Here is a 19,152-nt window from a genome sequence, read left to right on the forward strand (position 1 = left end):
ACAGGTTAGCGCACCGGCGCCGGGCTGCCAGCCGTGCATGCCAGAGCGGACTCATGCGGATTGCGCGCAAGATCGCGACAGCCCACGCAACGCGGCGAAAGCCGGCCATGGCCAACCGGGAGAGGATGAAACCGTCTTCTAACGCACCCTGTGTGCTCGCCGAATGAGGAGGAATCACCATGGCTGACATCAAGAACATCACCACCCAGGAAGTCGCGGGCAAAGTCGCCCTGATCACGGGCGCTGCCAGCGGCATCGGCAGGGTTACCGCGCTTTTGCTGCATGCTCGCGGAGCCAGGGTCATCGCCGAAGATATCGATCCTGCCGTGGAACAGCTGGCCCGGCCGGGGCTGGTGCCGCTGGTGGCGGACATCACCGAGGACGGCGCCGCCGAGCGTGCGGTGACGCTGGCGGTCGAGCACTTCGGTCGGCTCGATATCCTGGTGAACAATGCGGGCATCATCATCAACAAGGCGCTGGTGGAAATGACCCGACAGGATTGGGAGCGCATCCAGGCCGTCAACGCCACCGCCGCCTTTCTGCATTGCCGCGAGGCGATGAAGGTGATGATGCCGAACAAGGCCGGTGCGATCGTCAACATCGCCTCCTATGCCTCTTACTTCGCCTTTCCCACGATCGCTGCCTATGCCGCTTCGAAGGGGGCGCTGGCCCAGCTCACCCGCACGCTGGCGCTCGAGGCCATCGAGCATGGCATTCGGGTCAATGCCGTCGGCTCGGGGGACGTTGTGACCAACATCCTCAACGATGTGGTGGAAGACGGTCCGGCGTTTCTGGCCCAGCACGGCGAGAGCGCGCCGATCGGTCGTGCGGCTCAGCCGCAGGAAATTGCCGAAGTGGTTGCCTTCCTGGCGTCAGAACGGGCGAGCTTCATGGTTGGCGCCGTGGTCATGGTCGATGGCGGTATGACCGTGACGGCTGGCTGACCAGCCCTGGGTGATGCGCTGCGTCTTGCTGCGGCTGGGGCAGCGCATTGCCCTCGGATGAGCGTGCACGGCACCTTTGCGCCGAGGTTTCAGTTTGCATCAATCCGGCAGCCGGACCTTTTTCTTTGCCGCGAACAGATTCCAACTGGCGACGAACAATGCGGCCACCAGCGGGCCGATCACGAAACCGTTGAGGCCCAGCAAAGAGAGGCCGCCGAGGGTGGAAATGAGGATGAGGTAGTCGGGCATGCGGGTGTCCTTGCCGACCAGAATGGGGCGCAGGATGTTGTCCACCAGCCCGATCACCAGTACGCCGAAGGCGGTGAGAATCACGCCTTGCCACAGGCTGCCGCTGAACATCAGGTACATCGCAACTGGCGCCCAGACGATACCGGCACCGGCTGCCGGCAGCAGCGACAGGAAGGCCATCAGCACGCCCCACAGCAGCGGGCTGTAGATGCCCAGCACCCAGAAGATGAGACCGCCTAGGGTGCCCTGTACCGCGGCGACTACCACGTTGCCTTTCACCGTGGCGCGTACCACACGGGTGAATTTGATCTGCAGGCGGCGTTTGGTGGTGTCCGCCAGAGGAATGGCGGTGCGGATCTTGCGGACCAGCTCCTTGCCGTCGCGCAGCAGGAAGAACAGCAGGTACAGCATGACAAAGAAGCCGATGAAGAATTCGAAGGTGCCCTGGCCGATTGCGAAGACCTTGGTGGCTAGGTATTGGCTGCCGGCCATGGCGCCTTTGGAGATCTGCTCGCGCAGGCCGTCGAGATCGCTCATGCCGACGCGATCGAGTTGTTCCTGTACCGAGGGCGGCAACATCTGGACGAAGCTGGTGACGTAGGTGCCGATGTCCAGCTCGCCGGACTCCAGTTTCTGATAGAGGGCAGTGCCTTCGGCCACCACGGCAGAAGCGATGAAGATCACCGGCAAGATGGCCACCAGCAGACAGATGACCGACGTCAGCAGGGCCGCCAGGTTGCTTCGCCCGCCAGTGCGGCGGATCAGGCGCTCCTGCAGGGGGGCGAACACCACCGCCAGCACCATGGCCCAGAACACCGCCCCGTAGAACGGCAGCAGTATCCAGAAGAAGGCGATGGTCACCAGCACGAGTAGCAGGATGAAGGCTTTCTGTTCGAAGGTCGGGTTCTGCATGTCGGGTCCGCTGGGAGTGGGCATGCCCGTTAGTCACCCGAAGCTCTGGCAAAGTGCCAACAAATTCAACATTGGCAGATCGCTCATTCCGGCGTTGTGGCTGATTCCATTTCGGGCCGGCGGGAGGACTTGACAGCTCTGGGATACTGGAGAGCGTAAGGACGATCATTCGACGGAGGCTTCGCTATGCGTGACGAGGAAATCAAGGCGCTGTTCGACCAGCAGGCGGCAGGTTACGACCAGCAATGGGCAGGTATGGCGCCCATTCGCGAGGCGCTGTATCTGCTGCTCGATGCGCTGCTCATCGGGCTGCCGGCCGATGCGCGGATTCTCTGTGTAGGCGCCGGTACGGGGGCCGAGATCGCCCATCTGGCCGAGCGCTTTCCCGGTTGGCGCTTCACGGCACTGGACCCCTCCGCAGCGATGCTGCAGAAGTGTCGCCAGCGGGCAGAGCGCGGCGGTTTTGCCCATCGCTGCGACTTTCATGAGGGCTATCTGGAGACGCTGGCGGCAGGTCAGACCTATGACGGCGCCACCTGCTTTCTGGTATCGCAGTTTTTCACCGACGTGCAGAGGCGTACCGGCTTCTTCCGGCAGATCGCGCAGCGGTTGAAGCCAGGCGGGCTGCTGGCCAATGCCGACCTCGCATCGGATATCCACTCGCCAGCCTACGAGGTGCTGCTGCCTGGCTGGATGATGTTGATGTCATCGGCTGGCGTCGATGCGCAGATGCTGGAACGGGTGCGAGCGGCCTATGCACGCGACGTCGCGGTGCTGCCGGCGCAGGAGGTGGCTGGCATCATTCAGGCGGGCGGCTTCACGGCGCCGACGCAGTTCTTCCAGGTCGGGCTGATGCACGCTTGGCTGTGCTCTCGCGAGGCAGCGGTTTGAAGGTCGCTCGCTACTCCTGGCGCTGGCTGCGGTCCCGGTCGCGCGGGTAGTGCCGGTTGAAGGGAAAGGGCGGCAGCCACGCCTCGCGGCGGATGGTCCAGAGTTCGTAGGTCGGAGTGAAACGGTCCGGTTCGTCCAGCGAGCCGACGTTCACTTCGATTTCATCCGCCGAGCGTCCGTATACCGATGAGCCGCAGCGCGGGCAGAAGTGCCGACCGGCGTACTGGCCGGTTTCGCCCTCTATCGTCACCGCGTCCTGCGGGAATATCGCAGACGTATGAAAGAGTGCCCCATGGTGCTTGCGGCAGTCCATGCAGTGGCACACGCCGACGCGATAAGGCTGGCCGCTGGTTTCGAAACGTACCTGGCCGCAAAGGCAGCCGCCGGTGTGCCGATCCATGTCCTCGTCCTCCAGTGGTTTGGCATGCAGGAGCTGAAAACATAGCAGGAGATGGCAGGAAGGCCGGGGGGCGTTCAAGCCCTGCGCAATTTCGCCCGATCCTTCGCCGGTCATGAGCCTTCCTGAAGCATAGTGCCAAGGCTGCATAACATCGCGAGGTGCCTGACCATCGGCCGCAGGCTGCTGCTCAGGCTCGGCGGCATGTATCATCGGGCACATAGTTGCGCGGCTCGATCTGCCTCTGAGCATCGGCCGTGAACGCACTGCTTTCTCACCCGGGGCCGGCGAGACCGGCCCGCCCTCTGCGAGTGATGACACCATGATCGAGGTAACCGAAGTTTCCATCGCCGAGCTGCGTGCCGCGCTGGAGTCCGGCCGCACCACGGCGGTCGAACTGGTCAAGGCCTACCTGGCACGTATCGATGCCTATGATGGCCCGAACACACCCACCAAACTCAATGCAGTGGTGGTGCGCAACCCCGATGCACTCAAGGAGGCTGAGGCTTCCGACGCTCGTCGCGCCCGTGGCGAAACCCTCGGTCCGCTCGATGGCATCCCTTACACCGCCAAGGACAGCTATCTGGTCAAGGGCCTGACGGCTGCCTCGGGTAGCCCCGCATTCAAGGATCTGATCGCGCAGCGCGACGCCTTCACCATCGAGCGCCTGCGCGCCGCTGGTGCCATCTGCCTGGGCAAGACCAACATGCCGCCAATGGCCAATGGCGGCATGCAGCGCGGCGTGTATGGCCGCGCTGAAAGCCCGTACAACGCCGATTACCTGACTGCACCCTTTGCCTCGGGCTCGTCCAATGGCGCCGGCACGGCCACTGCTGCCAGTTTTTCGGCCTTCGGCCTCGCCGAGGAAACCTGGTCCAGCGGGCGCGGGCCGGCTTCGAACAACGGCCTGTGTGCCTATACGCCGTCGCGTGGGGTGATCTCGGTGCGCGGCAACTGGCCGCTGACGCCGACCATGGACGTGGTGGTGCCCTATGCCCGCACCATGGCCGATCTGCTCGAGGTGCTCGACGTGGTGGTGGCCGATGACCCGGACACCCGTGGCGACCTGTGGCGCATGCAGCCCTGGGTGCCTATCCCCAAGGCTTCCGATGTGCGCCCCGAATCCTACCTGGCGCTTGCCGCCAAGGCCGACGCGCTCAAGGGCAAACGCCTGGGCGTGCCGAAGATGTTCATCAACAAGGACGAAGCCGCCGGCACCAGCGAGTCGCCCGGCATCGGTGGGCCTACCGGTCAGCGCATCCACACCCGGCCGACGGTGATTGCCCTGTGGGAAGCCGCGCGTCAGGTACTGGAAGCGGCGGGCGCCGAAGTGGTGGAAGTGGACTTCCCGCTGGTGTCGAACTGCGAGGGCGACCGCCCCGGCGCGCCGACCGTGTTCAATCGCGGCATCGTCACACCGGAGTTCCTGCATGACGAGCTGTGGGAGCTCAGCGGCTGGGCTTTCGATGATTTTTTGCGCGCCAATGGCGACCCGAAACTCAATCGCCTGGCCGACGTGGATGGCCCGCAGATTTTCCCGCATGACCCGGGCACGCTGCCGAACCGCGAGGGCGACCTGGCGGCGGGCATGGACGAGTACGTCAACATGGCCAAGCGCGGCATCAAACCCTGGGATCAGATCGCCACGCTGCCCGATGGCCTGCGCGGCCTGGAGCAGATTCGCAAGATCGATCTGGAAGACTGGATGGATCGACTGGGGCTGGATGCGGTGCTGTTTCCCACGGTGGCCGATGTGGGTCCGGCCGATGCCGACGTCAACCCGGCTTCCGCCGATATCGCCTGGAGCAATGGCGTGTGGGTCGCCAATGGCAACCTGGCGATCCGTCACCAGGGTGTGCCGACCGTGACCGTGCCGATGGGCGTGATGGCCGATATCGGCATGCCGGTGGGGCTGACCTTCGCCGGCCGTGCCTACGACGACAATGCGCTGCTGCAACTGGCGGCGGCTTATGAGTCTACCGGCAACAAGCGCCAGGTGCCGCCGCGTACGCCGCCTTTGGGCTGATCAGGCCCCGCTGGTCGCGCGCATTGCGTGTAGGAGCGAGCTCCGCTCGCGAATCGCTTTTCGCGAGCAGAGCTCGCTCCTACAGAGGGGCACTTAACGCCTCTTTCCATCGTGGAAAGGGAAGCAGCGCTGACTAAGTGGGAGCGGCTTTAGCCGCGATTGCTGTAGAGACCGTCGCCGCTAAAGCGCCTGCCACGGTTCGTGACGCGCCACGATCCAGTGCGTAGGGCGGGGCGACCCGCCATATTCCGGCGGGTGGTGCCCAGCGCCCCGTCTTACTGGCGCAAATCCACCGCCGGTACGCCCTGACCATCGAACAGTTGGCTCGGCTGGCTGGGCAGGATGCTTGGGCGGCCGTCGTTCCTGCCGCCATTGCCGATGATGCGGATATCGCTGTACTTCTTGCCGGAAAGCGCCGCCAGGCCGGCCCCGTCACGCACCACCGTGGGCCGCAGGAAGACCATCAGGTTGCGTTTGATGTGCGAGTCGCGCGTTGAGCGGAACAGGCCGCCGAGCAATGGGATGTCGCCCAGCAGCGGCACCTTGGAAGTGGCCTGGGTGACATCGTCCTGAATCAGGCCGCCGAGCACGATCACCTGGCCGTCGTCGGCAAGGATGGTGCTCTTGATCGAGCGTTTGTTGGTCACCAGGTCGACTGCCTGGGCGTTGAGCCCGGTACTCGGGGCGATGGAGGAAATCTCCTGCTCGATCTCCAGGCGCAGGGTGGCACCTTCGTTGATATGCGGGGTGACCTTGAGGGTCACGCCGATGTCCTTGCGCTCGATGGTGGTGAAGGGGTTGCCGGCACCCGAGGCGTCGGTGGTGTAGGAACCGGTCTGGAAGGGCACGTTCTGGCCGACGAGGATTTCCGCCTTCTGGTTGTCCAGGGTCAGCAGGCTCGGGGTGGACAGCAGGTTGCTCTTGCTGTTGGCCGACAGTGCGGTGATCAGCGCGCCGAAACGGTCGCTGCCGACACCGATGATGGCGCCGTCGGGCAGGGTGGTGTTTTCTGGTATCTCGCCGCTCTGCAGAATCTGCAGCACGGTGCCGACCGACAGGCCGGTACCGCCGAAATTCACCCCGCCCAGGCCGCCGGTCCGGCCGCGAGCATCCACCGCCCACTGCACGCCGAGGGCATCGGTGATGTCACCGGATACCTCGACGATGGCGGCCTCGACCATCACCTGCGCGCGCGGCACATCGAGCTGACGCACGATGTCTTCGAGGGTGGCGACCAGATCGGGTTCGGCCAGTAGCACCAGGGCGTTGAGGCTCTCGTCGGCGCGGATGAGGATATTCGACTGTCTGCCGGTGGTTTCGCTGCCTTCCTGATTCTTCAGCCCTTCGGAGATTTCGCCAAGGGTTTCGGCCAGGGATTTTGCGTCGTTGTGGCGCAGGCGAATCACTCGCGTATTGGCCGAACGGCTGCTGGGACTGTCCAGCGAGCGGGCGAGGTCGGCCAGTTTGGCGCGGGCTTCCGGTGGGCCGAGCAGGATCAGACGGTTGGTGCGGGCATCGGCCACCACCTGAGTGGCGCTGGTACCTTTGGCCTGGCCGCGGGCGATGGAGGCATTGAGCACCTCGGCGGCGTCCATCACCCAGGCGTGCTGCAGGGTGACCACACTGAAGTCCTGTGCGCCGCTCTGGTCGAGCTGGCGCATCAGGTCTTCGATGCGTGCGATGTTGGCGCTGCGGTCGCTGATGATCAGCGCGTTGGCCGAGGTAACGGCCGCCAGGTGGCCGTACTGCGGCACCAGCGGGCGGATCAGCGGGATCAGTTCGGCTACTGGCGCGTGCTGTACCTGGATCAGCCGGGTTTCCAGGCGATCCGGCGCCGGGCGGCCGGCATCGGCTTCGGCCTTGGCTTCGGCGTTGGGCACGATGCGTGCCTGGTCGCCCTGGGTCAGCACGCTGAAGCCATGGGTGGCCATCACCGAGAGGAACAGCTGATAGACCTCGGACAGCCCCAGCGGCGTGCTCGATACCACGTTGACCTGGCCCTTCACACGCGGATCGACGACGAAGGTCTGCCCGGTGATGCTGGCGATCTGGTCGATGAACTCGCGGATGTCGGCGCCTTTGAGGTTGATGGTCCAGCTTTCCTCCTGCTGATTGGCGCTGGCCGGCACCTGTTCGATCTGCGCGAGCAGGGGCAGGGGAGCAGTGGCCAGGCCGGCGGCGAGGAGGGCAAGGGTCAGTCGGCTTCGGAGAACATGCATCGGTTCAGTCGCTTTCCATGGGCTGTTCGGCGGGCGTTTCCTCCGGCGGGGTGCCGGAGGCTTCCATCTGTTCGCGCAGCTCTTGCATGCGCTGGCGCAGTTGTTCGAGGTTGTCCTGGTCGAGTTGATCGAGTTGCTGCAGCGAATCGTCTTCGCTGACTTCGACCGGCGGCGTATAGCTGTACTGCCCGCTTTGCTGGCGCGGGAAGGTGAGGCTTTCGCGGCGGCCATTGCGCAGCAGTTCGACGCGGTCGGCGTAAACGGCGTCCAGACGCACGCCGCTGTCCACTTCCGTGCCGACGCTGTAGCGCTGAGCGCTCTGGCCGTGGCGCTGGATCAGCGCGCTTGAGCGCTGCGGGTCACTGTGGACGAAGCTGCCGAGCAGGGTCAGCTGCAGGTTGGTGGCCGGTGGCGGGCCGCTATCGGCCTGAGTCGGGGTGCCGAACAGTTGGGCGATTGGCGCCTCGGCGCGTTGTTCGGTACTAGGCGCGTTCGGCGCGGTGGGCGGCTGAACCGGGCCGCGCACCAGGCGCAGTAGTTCAGCGCTCTGCCATGCCAGGCTGACGCTCAGGGCGATCAGCACGAGCATGCCGATCAGGCTCGGGGCATTGTCCTTGAGCCGTTGGGAAAGGGCCGGGGTGGGCAAAGGCATTACTCCGCAAACGACGTTTTATTTCTTCTTATGGCCTGGGCGTCGCGGGCTGATCATAGCAGTCTGCGCGCGCTTGGCATCCCCCAAATGGAGTGGGTGTGCACTTGAGGTCAATGTGTTAAAGATAATTTGATAACCATTACAAAAAGACCGTCCTAGGTGTAGTCATTGGGTCAAACAGTCAGGTTAGGCTGTACGACTCGGGATAAGGTTCTGCTCTAAGGTCTCGCATGAACGCTTCGCTGCTCGAAACTCCGCTGCGCCGCCTGCCCTTCAGCTTCGCCAAGCGTCATGGCGTGGTGTTCGTCGTACATGACGGCCGCGCCAGCCTGGCTCATCGCGCCGATTGCGACCTGGTCGCGCTGGCCGAGGCGCAGCGCTTCGCCGGTCGAAGCCTGCCGCTGCAGGTGCTCGGCGCCCAGGAATTTGCCCAGGCGCTGGGCGCTGCCTATCAACACGACTCCGCTTCCATGCAGCTGGCCGAGGACATCGGCGGCAGCCTCGACCTGGCCTCGCTGGCCGATCAGGTGCCGGAAACCGAAGACTTGCTGGAGCAGGAGGACGACGCGCCGATCATCCGCCTGATCAACGCCATCCTCGGCGAGGCGATCAAGGAAAACGCCTCCGATATCCACCTGGAAACCTTCGAGAAGCGTCTGGTGGTGCGCTTTCGTGTGGACGGCATCCTGCGTGAGGTGCTCGAGCCCAAACGCGAACTGGCCGCTCTGCTGGTTTCAAGGGTCAAGGTGATGGCGCGGCTGGACATCGCCGAGAAGCGCGTACCGCAGGACGGACGCATCTCGCTCAAGGTCGGCGGGCGCGAGGTGGACATTCGCGTGTCGACCCTGCCGTCAGCCAACGGTGAGCGTGTGGTGTTGCGTCTGCTCGACAAGCAGGCCGGGCGCCTGTCACTGCAACATCTGGGCATGCGCGGCGAGGACCGCGCTCTGATGGAGCAGACCGTGCGCAAGCCCCACGGCATCCTGCTGGTCACCGGGCCCACCGGCTCGGGCAAGACCACCACGCTGTACGCCAGCCTGGTCAGCCTCAACGACCACACGCGCAACATCCTCACCGTCGAGGACCCCATCGAATATCACCTCGAAGGCATCGGCCAGACCCAGGTCAACACCAAGGTGGACATGACCTTCGCCCGTGGCCTGCGCGCCATCCTGCGCCAGGATCCGGACGTGGTGATGGTCGGCGAGATCCGCGACAAGGAAACCGCCGAGATCGCCGTGCAGGCCTCGCTGACCGGTCACCTGGTGCTCTCGACCCTGCACACCAACAGCGCCATCGGCGCCATCACCCGTCTGGTGGACATGGGCGTGGAGCCCTTTCTGCTTTCGTCCTCGCTGCTCGGCGTACTGGCCCAGCGCCTGGTGCGTGTACTGTGCCCCGCGTGCAAGGAACCTTACCCGGCCGATGCGGCCGAATGCGCGTTGCTCGGTGTGCCGGCCAGCCAGCCGCCGACGCTGTATCACGCCCGCGGTTGCGCCCACTGCCATCAGCAGGGCTATCGCGGGCGGACGGGTATCTACGAACTGGTGGTGTTCGACGAAACCATGCGCACCCTGGTGCACAGCCGTGCGTCCGAGCAGGACATGACCCGCCACGCCCGTACCCTGGGTCCGAGCATTCGCGACGATGGGCGGCGCAAGGTGCTGGAAGGGGTGACCACGGTGGAAGAAGTGCTGCGCGTGACACGAGAAGAATGATGCTGAGAGGGATACTGGCAATGGCTCTTGCAGGAGCGGCAGGGCGGCATTGCGCTTCAGCCGCGGGCCATTGTGAATCGCGGCTGAAGCCGCTCCTACGCAGACAGCTGGGGCGACCTGTCGATGGCGGCCTTTGAATATATCGCCCTGGATGGGCGCGGCCGCCAGCAAAAGGGCGTGCTGGAGGCCGATAGCGCGCGTCAGGTGCGCCAGCTGTTGCGCGAGCGCCAGTTGGCGCCGTTGGAGGTCAAGGCCACCCGTAGCCGCGAGCAGGGCAGTGGCGGCGCTCGCCTGGGCTTTGCCCGTGGTCTTTCGGCGCGTGATCTGGCGCTGGTCACTCGCCAGTTGGCGACGCTGATCCAGGCGGCGCTGCCCATCGAGGAGGCACTGCGCGCCGCTGCCGCGCAATCCACCAGTTCGCGTATCCAGGGCATGTTGCTGGCGGTGCGCGCTCGCGTGCTGGAGGGGCACAGCCTGGCCGGCAGTCTCAAGGAATTCCCGGCCGCCTTCCCCGAGCTCTACCGCGCCACGGTGGCGGCGGGTGAGCACGCCGGTCACCTCGGCCCAGTGCTGGAGCAATTGGCCGACTACACCGAGCAGCGCCAGCAGTCGCGGCAAAAGGTGCAGCTGGCCTTGCTCTATCCGGTGATTCTGATGTGCGCCTCGCTGCTGATCGTCGGCTTCCTGCTTGGCTACGTGGTGCCGGATGTGGTCAAGGTGTTCGTCGATTCCGGGCAGACCCTGCCGGCCCTGACCCGCGGTCTGATCGCCCTGAGCGACTGGGTCAAGGCCTGGGGGCTGGTTGCGCTGGTCGCGCTGATATTGGCGGTGATCGCCTTGCGCGCAGCGCTGCGTGATGAGGCCTTCCGCCTGCGCTGGCATCGCTTTCTCCTGCGCCTGCCGCTGATCGGCCGGCTGGGCCGCGCCACCGATTGCGCGCGCTTCGCCTCGACCCTGGCGATCCTTACCCGCAGTGGCGTGCCGCTGGTCGAGGCGTTGGCAATCGCCGGCGAGGTGATCGGCAACCGGGTGATCCGTGGCGAGGTGCTGGTGGCGGCGCAGAAGGTGCGCGAGGGCGGCAGCCTGACCCGTTCGCTGGAGGCCACCGGGCAGTTCCCGCCGATGATGCTGCACATGATCGCCAGCGGAGAACGCTCCGGCGAGCTGGATCAGATGTTGGCGCGCACGGCGAAGAATCAGGAGAACGATCTGAGCGCGCAGATCGCCTTGCTGGTCGGCTTGTTCGAGCCGTTCATGCTGGTATTCATGGGCGCAGTGGTGCTGGTGATCGTGCTGGCCATCCTGCTGCCGATTCTTTCTTTGAACCAAATGGTGGGGTAACTAGGTGAATAGCAGACTGTTGAAACACGTAGTCGAGGAAACCAGTGCAATACCGATGGCGGCCCCACAAAAACAGGCGAGGATTCGGTCGGAGTCGCGTTCGACTTTACGAGCTGTAAATGAGCAGTCCGAGCCTGTTTTTAACGCAGCAATGGCAACGCAGGTAGTGTTTCGACGGTCTGCTAGAAGACAGGCAGGTTTCACCCTGATTGAAATCATGGTGGTGGTGGTGATTCTGGGCATCCTGGCGGCGCTGGTGGTGCCGCAGGTGATGAGCCGGCCGGATCAGGCCAAGGTCACCGCTGCGCAGAACGACATCCGTGCCATCGGCGCGGCGCTGGACATGTACAAGCTCGACAACCACAACTACCCCAGCACTCAGCAGGGGTTGGAGGCGCTGGTGAGCAAGCCGAGCGGCAACCCGCCGGCGAAGAACTGGAACAAGGACGGCTACCTCAAGCGCCTGCCCATCGACCCCTGGGGCAATCCCTATCAGTACCTGGCGCCCGGCACCCGCGGCGCCTTCGATCTCTATTCGCTCGGCGCCGATGGCAAGCAGGGCGGCAGCGAGCTGAACGCCGATATCGGCAACTGGGATCTCTGACCCGACCATGCCGTCGTTCGCCTGTAGGAGCGAGTGCCGCGAGCGAAGCGTTCGACAACGCCCATGTTCGCGAGCAGAGCTTGCTCCTACAACCTCTGGCCAGTGCGGTTTCACCCTGATCGAGCTGCTGGTGGTGCTGGTCATCCTCAGCAGCCTGATCGGTCTGGCGGTGTTCAGTACCGGCATCGCCGGGCCGTCGCGCGAGTTGCGTAGCGAGGCCGAGCGGCTTAGCGGGCTGATCGGCGTGCTGGTCGACGAAGCGGTGCTGGACAACCGCGAATACGGGCTGAGCTTCACCCGTGAGGGTTACCGGGTGATGCGTTACGACCCGCTGCGCGCCGAGTGGCAGGCGCTGGATCGGCAGACACACCCCTTGCCGGAGTGGGCCGAGTTGGCGTTCGAGGTCGAGGGCGAGGCGCTCGCCCTGCCGGCAACGAGCAGCACGGGCGCACCGCAGCTGCTGATTCTCTCCAGCGGCGAGCTGACGCCCTTTCGCCTGCGTCTGGCCGAACGCCGGCGCGATGGTTTGCGCCTGCAATTGTCCAGCGACGGCTTCGGCCTGCCGCGTGTCGAGGAGCTGGGTACGGGGCGTGCGCGATGAAGGGCGCGCGCGGCTTCACCCTGCTCGAAGTGCTGGTAGCCCTGGCCATCTTCGCGCTGGTCGCCGCCAGCGTGCTGACCGCCAGCGCACGCAGCGTGCGTACCGCCAGTCAGCTCGAGGACAGGACCCTGGCCATGTGGGTGGCCGACAATCGTCTGAGCGAGTTGCAACTGGCCGACACGCCGCCAGCCGATGGCCGCGACCAAGGGCAGGTGGAGTTCGCCGGGCGTCGCTGGCTCTGGCAAAGCGAGATTCAGGCCACCAGCGAGCCGGCCATGCGTCGGGTGACGCTGTGGGTCGCCGCTGAAGAGCGTGGCGCCAGCGGTGATCTGCGTGAGCGGGCACTGGTCAGCCTCAGCGGCTTTCTGGGGGCGCCGCAGTGATTCGTCTGCCCTGTGGGAGCCAGCTTTGCTCGCGAAACGGTATGGATGCGGGTTCGCGGGCAGCGCTGGCTCCTACAAAACCATCTCAGCGCGGCTTTACCCTGCTGGAGCTGCTGATCGCCATCGCCATCTTCGCTCTGCTGGGCCTGGCCACCTACCGCATGCTCGACAGCGTGCTCAGCGCCGATGCCGTCACCCGTGAACACGAGCGCCAGTTGCGCGAGCTGACTCGTGCTTTGTCCGCTTTCGAACGCGACCTGCGGCAGGTGACGGTGCGGCCGATTCGCGATGCCTTCGGTGATACGCAGCCGGCGCTGCACAGTGATCTGGCCGATGCCACGGCGCTGGAGCTGAGCCGTGCCGGCTGGCGCAACCCACTCGGCCAGCCGCGCGCCGAGATACAGCGCGTACGCTGGCAGCTCAGCGGCGAGCAATGGCAGCGGCGTTACTGGCGTGTGCTGGATCGGGCGCAGGACAGTGCGCCGCAGATCCAGCAGGCGCTCGAGGGTGTCGAGTCGCTGAGCCTGCGCTACCTGGACAAGGACGGGCAGTGGCAGCCCGACTGGCCGCCGGCCAATGCGACGGGCGACGGCCTGCTCACCGAGCTGCCGCGTGCGGTGGAGCTGCGCCTGCAGCATCGTCGCTATGGCGAGCTGCGTCGTCTGTTGCGCCTGCCGGACCTGCCGGTGCAGAACCGCAGCGGTGCGCCGGCGGGCGATCCGGCCGAGGTGCCGCAGTCATGAGGCGCCAGAACGGGGTGGCCCTGATCACCGTATTGCTGGTGGTTGCCGTGGTCACGGTGGTCTGCGCCGGGTTGATCGCGCGGCAGCAGCTGTCGATCCGCAGCAGTGCCAACCAGTTGCACGTGACCCAGGCCTGGCACTACGCGCTGGGCGGCGAGACCCTGGCCAAGGCGCTACTGGAGCGAGATCTGCGCCGCGGCGATCCGCGTCAGCCGGTTGATCACCTCATGGAGCCTTGGGCCAGGCCACTGGTGTTCCCCCTGGATGAAGGCGGTGAGCTGCGGGTACGCATCGTCGACCCAAGCGGGCGCTTCAATCTCAACAGCCTGGTGCGCCAGGGGCGGCCCAATGAGTTGGCGGTGTTGCGCCTGCGTCGCCTGCTGCTGCGCCTGGGCATCGACAAACCTTACGCCGAGCGCCTGCTGGACTGGCTGGACCATGACAGTGAGCCGCAGGGCGGCAACGGCGCCGAGGACAGCCAGTACCTGCTGGCGACGCCGCCGTACCGTGCGGCCAACCGCGAGATCACCGACGTCTCCGAGTTGCGCCTGTTGCTGGAGATGGAGGAGGCCGACTATCGCCGTTTGCTGCCCTTCGTCAGCGCATTGCCCAGCGAGGCGCTGCTAAACGTCAACACGGCCAGTGCCATGGTGCTCTCCAGCCTGTCCGAGGGTCTGACGCCGGATGCGGCCATGGCACTGATCGCCGCACGGGGCGCCGAGGGTCATGCCAGCCCGGCAGCCTTCGCCGCGCAGCCAGCGCTGGCCGGACTGGGTGAGCAGGTGGTGCAGGGCTTGGCGGTTGGCAGTCAGTATTTCGAAGTGTTCAGCGAGGTCAGCCTGGGCGAGCGCCGGGTGGTCTTGCGCAGCCTGTTGCAGCGCAGCAATGATGGCCAGGTCAGTGTCCTGGCGCGTGACCTGGGGCAGGGCGGGATGCCACCAGCACCGATCGAGGAAGAACAAGAATGACACCCCTATGGATCTTTCTGCCGCCCGAGGCGAGCCACGACCTCTCCGCGGACCTGTCCGTGCAGTGGGTCACGGCAGATGGCAGCCGTGCCCTGAGCCTGTCCGATGCCCTGGCGGATTTGCCGGCGCACTGGGAGCTGGTGCTGCCGGTGGAGGCCGTTGCCGCATGTGCCGTGCAATTACCGACGCAGAAGGCGCGCTGGATGCGCCAGGCGCTGCCGTTCGCAGTGGAGGAGCTGCTCGCCGAGGACGTCGAATTGATGCACTTGGCGCTGGGCGAGCGCCTGGCCGATGGCCGGCATCGGGTCTATGCCGTGCGCGCCGCCTGGCTGCGCGAGTGCCTGGCGCTGTTCGTCGCGCAGCCGCCGCAGGCCATCCGTGTCGATGCCGATCTGCTGCCGCGCCAGGGCAGCCAGTTGCTCTGGTTGCAGTCGCGCTGGCTGCTGGGTGGGGAAGCGCCCTGGCGTCTGGCCCTGCAGCGCGAGGATTGGCCGGCGCTGGTGGCACGTTGCACGTCGCCATGCATCGCACGAGCGCCGGCCGGCCAGGCGCTGCCCGAGCCGGTCGACGAAGGCCTGCAGTTGGTGGATGCGCACCAATGGCTGGCGCAGCAGGGTGGTTCCGTCGATCTGGCGCAGGGCGCGTTCGCCCTGCGCCAGAGCGGCGAGGGTTGGCTGCGCTGGCGCCCGCTGGCCGGGGTGTTGGCGCTGTGCCTGGTCTTGCAGTGGGGCTTCAATCTGGCGCAGGGCTGGTACCTGCAGCGTGAGGCCGATGCCTATTCCGCGTCCAGCGAGGCGCTGTATCGCGCGCTGTTTCCGCAGGACAACAAGCTGATCAACCTGCGCGCGCAGTTCGATCAGCATCTGGCGCAGTCCGCCGGCAGCGACAGCCCGCTACTGGGATTGCTAGCCGAGGTGGCTGCCGCTTTGCATGCCGATGGCGCTGCGCAGGTGCAGGTCAACCAGCTCGACTACAGTGCGACTCGCGCTGATCTGTCGCTGCAGTTGCAGGCGCCCGGGTTCGCCGAACTGGAGCGCTTGCGCGAACGCCTGGAGGCGGCGGGGCTTTCCGTGCAGATGGGCTCTGCCAGCCGCGAGGCCGAGGGTGTCAGCGCACGCGTGGTAATAGGGGGATGAGCGGCATGTCGAAGATGAGCCTGAGCGAAAGCCTGCATCAGCATTGGCAGCGCTCGCCGTTGGCACTGCGCTGGCAGGGGCTGCCGGCGCGTGATCGTCTGGCGCTGATGGCGCTGAGCGTCTTTCTGCTGCTGGTGCTGTTCTATCTGGCGTTGTGGCAACCGGCGCAGCGCCACGCAGATGAGGCACGCGCCGCGTTCGAGGAGCAGCGCGCCCTGTATGCGTACCTGCAAAGCCGTGCGCCGCAGGTACAGGGCCGTGACCTGCAGCCACGCGCCAGCCTCGACCCCGCGCGCCTGCAGGGTGTGGTCACAGCCACTGCGGCCGAGCAGGGGCTGGTAATCGAGCGGCTGGATACCGAAGGCTTTGGCGCCGTGCAGGTCAACCTGCAGCCGGTCGCATTCGCCCAGTTGCTGCGCTGGATCGAGGCGCTGGAAGGGCAGGGCATACGCGTCGAGGAGGCCGGGCTGGATCGCGCCGAGGAGAACCGGGTGATCTCGCGCCTCAGCCTGCGCGTAGAGGGGTAGGTGCGCCACGCGCGGCGGCTTTTTGTGAGGGTCGCAGGCGGGCGCCGCCTTGGGTGGGCTGCATGGTCACGGTAACATCGCGCACCCGATTGGGCGGTTAGGGAACGTTGGTGCCCGGTTAGGGTGCCGGTTTCAACGACGATGACCGGAGCGAGAGTCATCGGCGCCCATGAAATGGGCCTTTATTGATACCTGGCCTGAGTCTTGCTGTAGATATCCGTTTACCTTTTTCTGCTTGATCACTCCTTTTTGAAGCTGTCAATATCTTCGCCCGGCGCATCCAATGCTTCTGTAATTAGTTGTCGCATTGAGGAAATATCGCCTCATTGCCTGCCGCTAGAATGCCGCTCACCCAGCCAAGGCCCCTTTGTCGCCCGTCCACCACGACAGCGCAGCACTGCCTTATACAACCCATAAAAGGCCCGGGCCCCTCACTGCCATCGATGCCATACCCAATTCGAAGGAGCAAAGAATGAAGAAGATCGCACTGCTAGGCGCCCTGGCGCTGTCCCTGATGTCGCCCCTGGCGCTGGCTGAAAAGCCGCTGCGCATTGGCATCGAGGCGGCCTACCCACCCTTCGCATTCAAGACTCCCGATGGTCAGATTGCCGGCTTCGACTACGACATCGGCAATGCTCTGTGCGAAGAGATGAAGGTCGAGTGCAAGTGGATCGAGCAGGAGTTCGACGGTCTGATCCCGGCGTTGAAGGTGCGCAAGTTCGACGCCGTACTGTCGTCCATGTCGATCACCGAAGATCGCAAGAAGTCCGTGGACTTTACCGGCAAGTACTACGCCACTCCCGCCAAGTTGGCCATGAAGGCCGGTACCGAGTTCGAGGATCCGCTGGTCGACCTGAAAGGCAAGAAGGTCGGCGTGCAGCGCTCCTCCGTGTATGACCGTTACGCCACCGATGTCTTTGCCCCGGCGGGTGCCGAGATCGTGCGTTACAGCTCGCAGAACGAAATCTTCCTCGACATGCAGTCCGGCCGCCTGGATGCCACCCTGGCCGACTCGGTGAACATCGATGACGGCTTCCTCAAGACCGACGGCGGTAAGGGTTTCGCCTTCGTAGGTCCGGACTTCACCGACGTTAAGTACTTCGGTGAAGGCCAGGGTATCGCCGTGCGCAAGGGTGACAAGGCGCTGGCCGACAAGATCAGCGCAGCCATCCTGGCCATTCGCGCCAACGGCAAGTACAAGGAAGTGCAGGACAAGTACTTCGACTTCGACGTTTACGGCGAGTAAACGCGCCGAGGCAGATGAAGTGGCACTAACCTTTGCCGAGGTTGTGCCACTTTTTTCTTGGTTCATTCTCTAGAGATCGCTGCCTGTTCGCCTGTGCTGGCATTCAGGTGTGTTCGTCGCCCCGGCGACATCCATTTTCTTTGTGCGATACGGCGCCATCCTGGTGCCTGCGAGGTATTGGCGCATGCTTCAAGGCTACGGCTCGACCATTCTCGACGGTGCCTGGCTTACCGTGCAGCTGGCGCTGCTGTCGATGGCGGTCGCTGTCGCGCTTGGTCTGCTCGGCGCGGCTTTTCGTCTGTCACCAGTGAGATGGCTGGCCCTGATGGGTGAGACCTACGCCACGGTGATTCGCGGTATTCCCGAGCTGGTGCTGATCCTGCTGATCTTCTTCGGCGGCCAGGATCTGGTGAACCGCATCGCTCCGTTGCTGGGCTATGAGGATTACATCGACATCAATCCGTTCGTGGCAGGTGTCGGCACGCTGGGCTTCATTTACGGCGCCTATCTGTCGGAGACCTTCCGCGGCGCCTTCATGGCCATCCCCAAGGGGCAGGGCGAGGCGGGCCTGGCCTATGGCATGAGCCCGCTGCGGGTGTTCTTTCGCATCCTCGTGCCGCAGATGATCCGTCTGGCGATTCCCGGCATCACCAACAACTGGCTGGTACTGGTCAAGGCCACCGCGCTGATCTCCCTGGTCGGGCTGCAGGACATGATGGCCCGCGCCAAGAGCGCCGGTGATGCGACCCGCGAACCGTTCACCTACATTCTCCTGGCGGCGGCCGTGTATCTGGCAATCACCAGTGTGTCGCTGCTGGTGTTGCGCTATCTCGAGCGGCGCTATTCGGTCGGCGTGAAAGCCGCCGAGCTCTGAGGGAGTGACCATGCTTTTCGATTACAACGTGGTACTCGACAGCCTGCCGCTGTATTTCGGTGGTGTGCTGGTGACCCTCAAGCTGCTGATCATTGCGCTGGCCGTGGGCCTGCTGCTGGCGGTGCCGCTGGCGATCATGCGGGTGTCCAGACAAAAGCTGATCAACTTCCCGGCGTGGCTCTACACCTATGTGATCCGTGGCACGCCCATGCTGGTGCAGCTGTACCTGCTGTATTACGGGCTGGCCCAGTTCGACGCCGTGCGTGAGAGTTTCATGTGGCCCTACCTGTCCAGCGCCACCTTCTGCGCCTGCCTGGCCTTCGCCATCAACACCAGTGCCTACACGGCTGAAATCCTCGCAGGCAGCCTCAAGGCCACGCCGCCCGGCGAGATCGAGGCAGCCAAGGCCATGGGCATGTCGCGCGGCAAACTGTATCGGCGCATTCTGCTGCCGTCGGCGTTGCGTCGCGCGCTGCCGCAGTACAGCAACGAGGTGATCATGATGCTGCACACCACCAGCCTGGCCTCGGTGGTGACCCTTATCGACATCACCGGTGCGGCCAAGACCGTCAGCTCGCAGTACTACCTGCCGTTCGAAGCCTACGTCACTGCCGGCCTGTTCTACCTGGCGCTGACCTTCATCCTGGTGCGCCTGTTCAAGCTGGCCGAGCGCCGCTGGCTGGCCTACCTGGCGCCGCGCAAGGCCTGACGCCATGACGAT

Annotated in this window: 18 protein-coding genes and 1 pseudogene; 15 read left to right on the forward strand and 4 right to left on the reverse strand. The window is 64.9% G+C overall.

The genetic code is table 11. The features are described 5' to 3' along the window. Positions 1 to 179 precede the first annotated feature (179 nt). Positions 180 to 944, forward strand: coding sequence for an SDR family NAD(P)-dependent oxidoreductase (locus GYB81_RS04435; protein WP_161866426.1), 765 nt, complete (start codon positions 180 to 182; stop codon positions 942 to 944). A gap of 99 nt (positions 945 to 1,043) precedes the next feature. On the opposite strand, the gene GYB81_RS04440 is transcribed toward GYB81_RS04435, so the two are convergent. Next, positions 1,044 to 2,105, reverse strand: a complete 1,062-nt coding sequence (locus GYB81_RS04440; protein WP_161866425.1) for an AI-2E family transporter — start codon at positions 2,103 to 2,105, stop codon at positions 1,044 to 1,046. Between the two features lie 186 nt (positions 2,106 to 2,291). Here GYB81_RS04440 and GYB81_RS04445 point away from each other — a divergent pair, with 186 nt between their 5' ends. Beyond that, the gene (locus tag GYB81_RS04445; RefSeq protein WP_161866424.1) at positions 2,292 to 2,996 is read left to right on the forward strand and encodes a class I SAM-dependent methyltransferase; all 705 of its coding nucleotides are present in this window, start codon (positions 2,292 to 2,294) and stop codon (positions 2,994 to 2,996) included. A gap of 10 nt (positions 2,997 to 3,006) precedes the next feature. Here the strand turns inward: GYB81_RS04445 and GYB81_RS04450 are convergent, their stop codons facing one another. Further along, positions 3,007 to 3,396 carry a GFA family protein gene (locus GYB81_RS04450; protein ID WP_161866615.1) on the reverse strand — a complete coding sequence of 130 codons (390 nt, stop codon included), beginning with the start codon at positions 3,394 to 3,396 and terminating at the stop codon, positions 3,007 to 3,009. A gap of 319 nt (positions 3,397 to 3,715) precedes the next feature. Between GYB81_RS04450 and GYB81_RS04455 the strand changes: the two genes are divergently transcribed. Continuing rightward, entirely contained in the window at positions 3,716 to 5,419 is a 1,704-nt protein-coding gene (locus GYB81_RS04455) for an amidase (protein ID WP_161866423.1), read from the forward strand. 275 nt (positions 5,420 to 5,694) lie between these two features. Here the strand turns inward: GYB81_RS04455 and gspD are convergent, their stop codons facing one another. Both gspD and GYB81_RS04465 read right to left on the reverse strand, forming a co-directional pair. Continuing rightward, positions 5,695 to 7,638 (reverse strand): type II secretion system secretin GspD, encoded by a 1,944-nt coding sequence (gene gspD, locus GYB81_RS04460; protein ID WP_161866422.1) that lies wholly within the window; start codon positions 7,636 to 7,638, stop codon positions 5,695 to 5,697. Between the two features lie 4 nt (positions 7,639 to 7,642). Beyond that, positions 7,643 to 8,290 (reverse strand): type II secretion system protein N, encoded by a 648-nt coding sequence (locus GYB81_RS04465; RefSeq protein WP_233787480.1) that lies wholly within the window; start codon positions 8,288 to 8,290, stop codon positions 7,643 to 7,645. A gap of 230 nt (positions 8,291 to 8,520) precedes the next feature. Here GYB81_RS04465 and gspE point away from each other — a divergent pair, with 230 nt between their 5' ends. The 12 genes and pseudogenes from gspE (at position 8,521) to GYB81_RS04525 (ending at position 19,140) form a co-directional block, all read left to right on the forward strand. Next, the gene (gene gspE, locus GYB81_RS04470; RefSeq protein WP_161866420.1) at positions 8,521 to 10,008 is read left to right on the forward strand and encodes a type II secretion system ATPase GspE; all 1,488 of its coding nucleotides are present in this window, start codon (positions 8,521 to 8,523) and stop codon (positions 10,006 to 10,008) included. A gap of 123 nt (positions 10,009 to 10,131) precedes the next feature. Next, a complete protein-coding gene (gene xcpS, locus GYB81_RS04475; RefSeq protein WP_161866419.1) occupies positions 10,132 to 11,349 on the forward strand; it encodes a GspF family T2SS innner membrane protein variant XcpS in 1,218 nt (405 codons plus the stop codon). 151 nt (positions 11,350 to 11,500) lie between these two features. After that, positions 11,501 to 11,953, forward strand: a complete 453-nt coding sequence (gspG, locus tag GYB81_RS04480) for a type II secretion system major pseudopilin GspG (RefSeq protein WP_161866418.1) — start codon at positions 11,501 to 11,503, stop codon at positions 11,951 to 11,953. Positions 11,954 to 12,059: 106 nt separating this feature from the next. Beyond that, positions 12,060 to 12,554: pseudogene (gene gspH / locus GYB81_RS04485) on the forward strand (type II secretion system minor pseudopilin GspH); the annotation flags it as partial. Continuing rightward, a complete protein-coding gene (gene gspI / locus GYB81_RS04490; RefSeq protein WP_161866417.1) occupies positions 12,551 to 12,937 on the forward strand; it encodes a type II secretion system minor pseudopilin GspI in 387 nt (128 codons plus the stop codon). The pseudogene gspH and the gene gspI, both read left to right, overlap by 4 nt. A gap of 41 nt (positions 12,938 to 12,978) precedes the next feature. Then, a complete protein-coding gene (gene gspJ, locus GYB81_RS04495) occupies positions 12,979 to 13,680 on the forward strand; it encodes a type II secretion system minor pseudopilin GspJ (RefSeq protein ID WP_161866416.1) in 702 nt (233 codons plus the stop codon). Further along, positions 13,677 to 14,648, forward strand: coding sequence for a type II secretion system minor pseudopilin GspK (gene gspK / locus GYB81_RS04500; RefSeq protein WP_161866415.1), 972 nt, complete (start codon positions 13,677 to 13,679; stop codon positions 14,646 to 14,648). Before gspJ ends, gspK begins: the two co-directional genes overlap by 4 nt. Beyond that, positions 14,645 to 15,784, forward strand: a complete 1,140-nt coding sequence (gene gspL, locus GYB81_RS04505; protein ID WP_161866414.1) for a type II secretion system protein GspL — start codon at positions 14,645 to 14,647, stop codon at positions 15,782 to 15,784. Before gspK ends, gspL begins: the two co-directional genes overlap by 4 nt. 5 nt (positions 15,785 to 15,789) lie before the next feature. Beyond that, a complete protein-coding gene (locus GYB81_RS04510) occupies positions 15,790 to 16,311 on the forward strand; it encodes a type II secretion system protein M (protein ID WP_161866413.1) in 522 nt (173 codons plus the stop codon). A gap of 472 nt (positions 16,312 to 16,783) precedes the next feature. After that, on the forward strand, positions 16,784 to 17,557 hold the full coding sequence (locus GYB81_RS04515; RefSeq protein WP_161866412.1) for an ABC transporter substrate-binding protein: 774 nt from the start codon (positions 16,784 to 16,786) through the stop codon (positions 17,555 to 17,557). A 184-nt stretch (positions 17,558 to 17,741) separates the two neighbouring features. Continuing rightward, positions 17,742 to 18,431, forward strand: a complete 690-nt coding sequence (locus GYB81_RS04520) for an ABC transporter permease (RefSeq protein ID WP_161866411.1) — start codon at positions 17,742 to 17,744, stop codon at positions 18,429 to 18,431. 10 nt (positions 18,432 to 18,441) lie between these two features. After that, a complete protein-coding gene (locus tag GYB81_RS04525; RefSeq protein ID WP_161866410.1) occupies positions 18,442 to 19,140 on the forward strand; it encodes an ABC transporter permease in 699 nt (232 codons plus the stop codon). Positions 19,141 to 19,152 lie beyond the last annotated feature (12 nt).

Origin of the sequence: Pseudomonas yangonensis (assembly GCF_009932725.1) — a bacterium.
Classification (GTDB): domain Bacteria; phylum Pseudomonadota; class Gammaproteobacteria; order Pseudomonadales; family Pseudomonadaceae; genus Aquipseudomonas; species Aquipseudomonas yangonensis.

What these genes read in the sequence shown, in the direction of transcription:
- GYB81_RS04435 (WP_161866426.1), top strand. Translation starts at nt 180, where the DNA reads ATGGCTGACATCAAGAACATCACCACCCAGGAAGTCGCGGGCAAAGTC.
- GYB81_RS04440 (WP_161866425.1), bottom strand. Translation starts at nt 2,105, where the DNA reads ATGCAGAACCCGACCTTCGAACAGAAAGCCTTCATCCTGCTACTCGTG.
- GYB81_RS04445 (WP_161866424.1), top strand. Translation starts at nt 2,292, where the DNA reads ATGCGTGACGAGGAAATCAAGGCGCTGTTCGACCAGCAGGCGGCAGGT.
- GYB81_RS04450 (WP_161866615.1), bottom strand. Translation starts at nt 3,396, where the DNA reads ATGGATCGGCACACCGGCGGCTGCCTTTGCGGCCAGGTACGTTTCGAA.
- GYB81_RS04455 (WP_161866423.1), top strand. Translation starts at nt 3,716, where the DNA reads ATGATCGAGGTAACCGAAGTTTCCATCGCCGAGCTGCGTGCCGCGCTG.
- gspD (WP_161866422.1), bottom strand. Translation starts at nt 7,638, where the DNA reads ATGCATGTTCTCCGAAGCCGACTGACCCTTGCCCTCCTCGCCGCCGGC.
- GYB81_RS04465 (WP_233787480.1), bottom strand. Translation starts at nt 8,290, where the DNA reads ATGCCTTTGCCCACCCCGGCCCTTTCCCAACGGCTCAAGGACAATGCC.
- gspE (WP_161866420.1), top strand. Translation starts at nt 8,521, where the DNA reads ATGAACGCTTCGCTGCTCGAAACTCCGCTGCGCCGCCTGCCCTTCAGC.
- xcpS (WP_161866419.1), top strand. Translation starts at nt 10,132, where the DNA reads ATGGCGGCCTTTGAATATATCGCCCTGGATGGGCGCGGCCGCCAGCAA.
- gspG (WP_161866418.1), top strand. Translation starts at nt 11,501, where the DNA reads ATGGCAACGCAGGTAGTGTTTCGACGGTCTGCTAGAAGACAGGCAGGT.
- gspI (WP_161866417.1), top strand. Translation starts at nt 12,551, where the DNA reads ATGAAGGGCGCGCGCGGCTTCACCCTGCTCGAAGTGCTGGTAGCCCTG.
- gspJ (WP_161866416.1), top strand. Translation starts at nt 12,979, where the DNA reads ATGGATGCGGGTTCGCGGGCAGCGCTGGCTCCTACAAAACCATCTCAG.
- gspK (WP_161866415.1), top strand. Translation starts at nt 13,677, where the DNA reads ATGAGGCGCCAGAACGGGGTGGCCCTGATCACCGTATTGCTGGTGGTT.
- gspL (WP_161866414.1), top strand. Translation starts at nt 14,645, where the DNA reads ATGACACCCCTATGGATCTTTCTGCCGCCCGAGGCGAGCCACGACCTC.
- GYB81_RS04510 (WP_161866413.1), top strand. Translation starts at nt 15,790, where the DNA reads ATGTCGAAGATGAGCCTGAGCGAAAGCCTGCATCAGCATTGGCAGCGC.
- GYB81_RS04515 (WP_161866412.1), top strand. Translation starts at nt 16,784, where the DNA reads ATGAAGAAGATCGCACTGCTAGGCGCCCTGGCGCTGTCCCTGATGTCG.
- GYB81_RS04520 (WP_161866411.1), top strand. Translation starts at nt 17,742, where the DNA reads ATGCTTCAAGGCTACGGCTCGACCATTCTCGACGGTGCCTGGCTTACC.
- GYB81_RS04525 (WP_161866410.1), top strand. Translation starts at nt 18,442, where the DNA reads ATGCTTTTCGATTACAACGTGGTACTCGACAGCCTGCCGCTGTATTTC.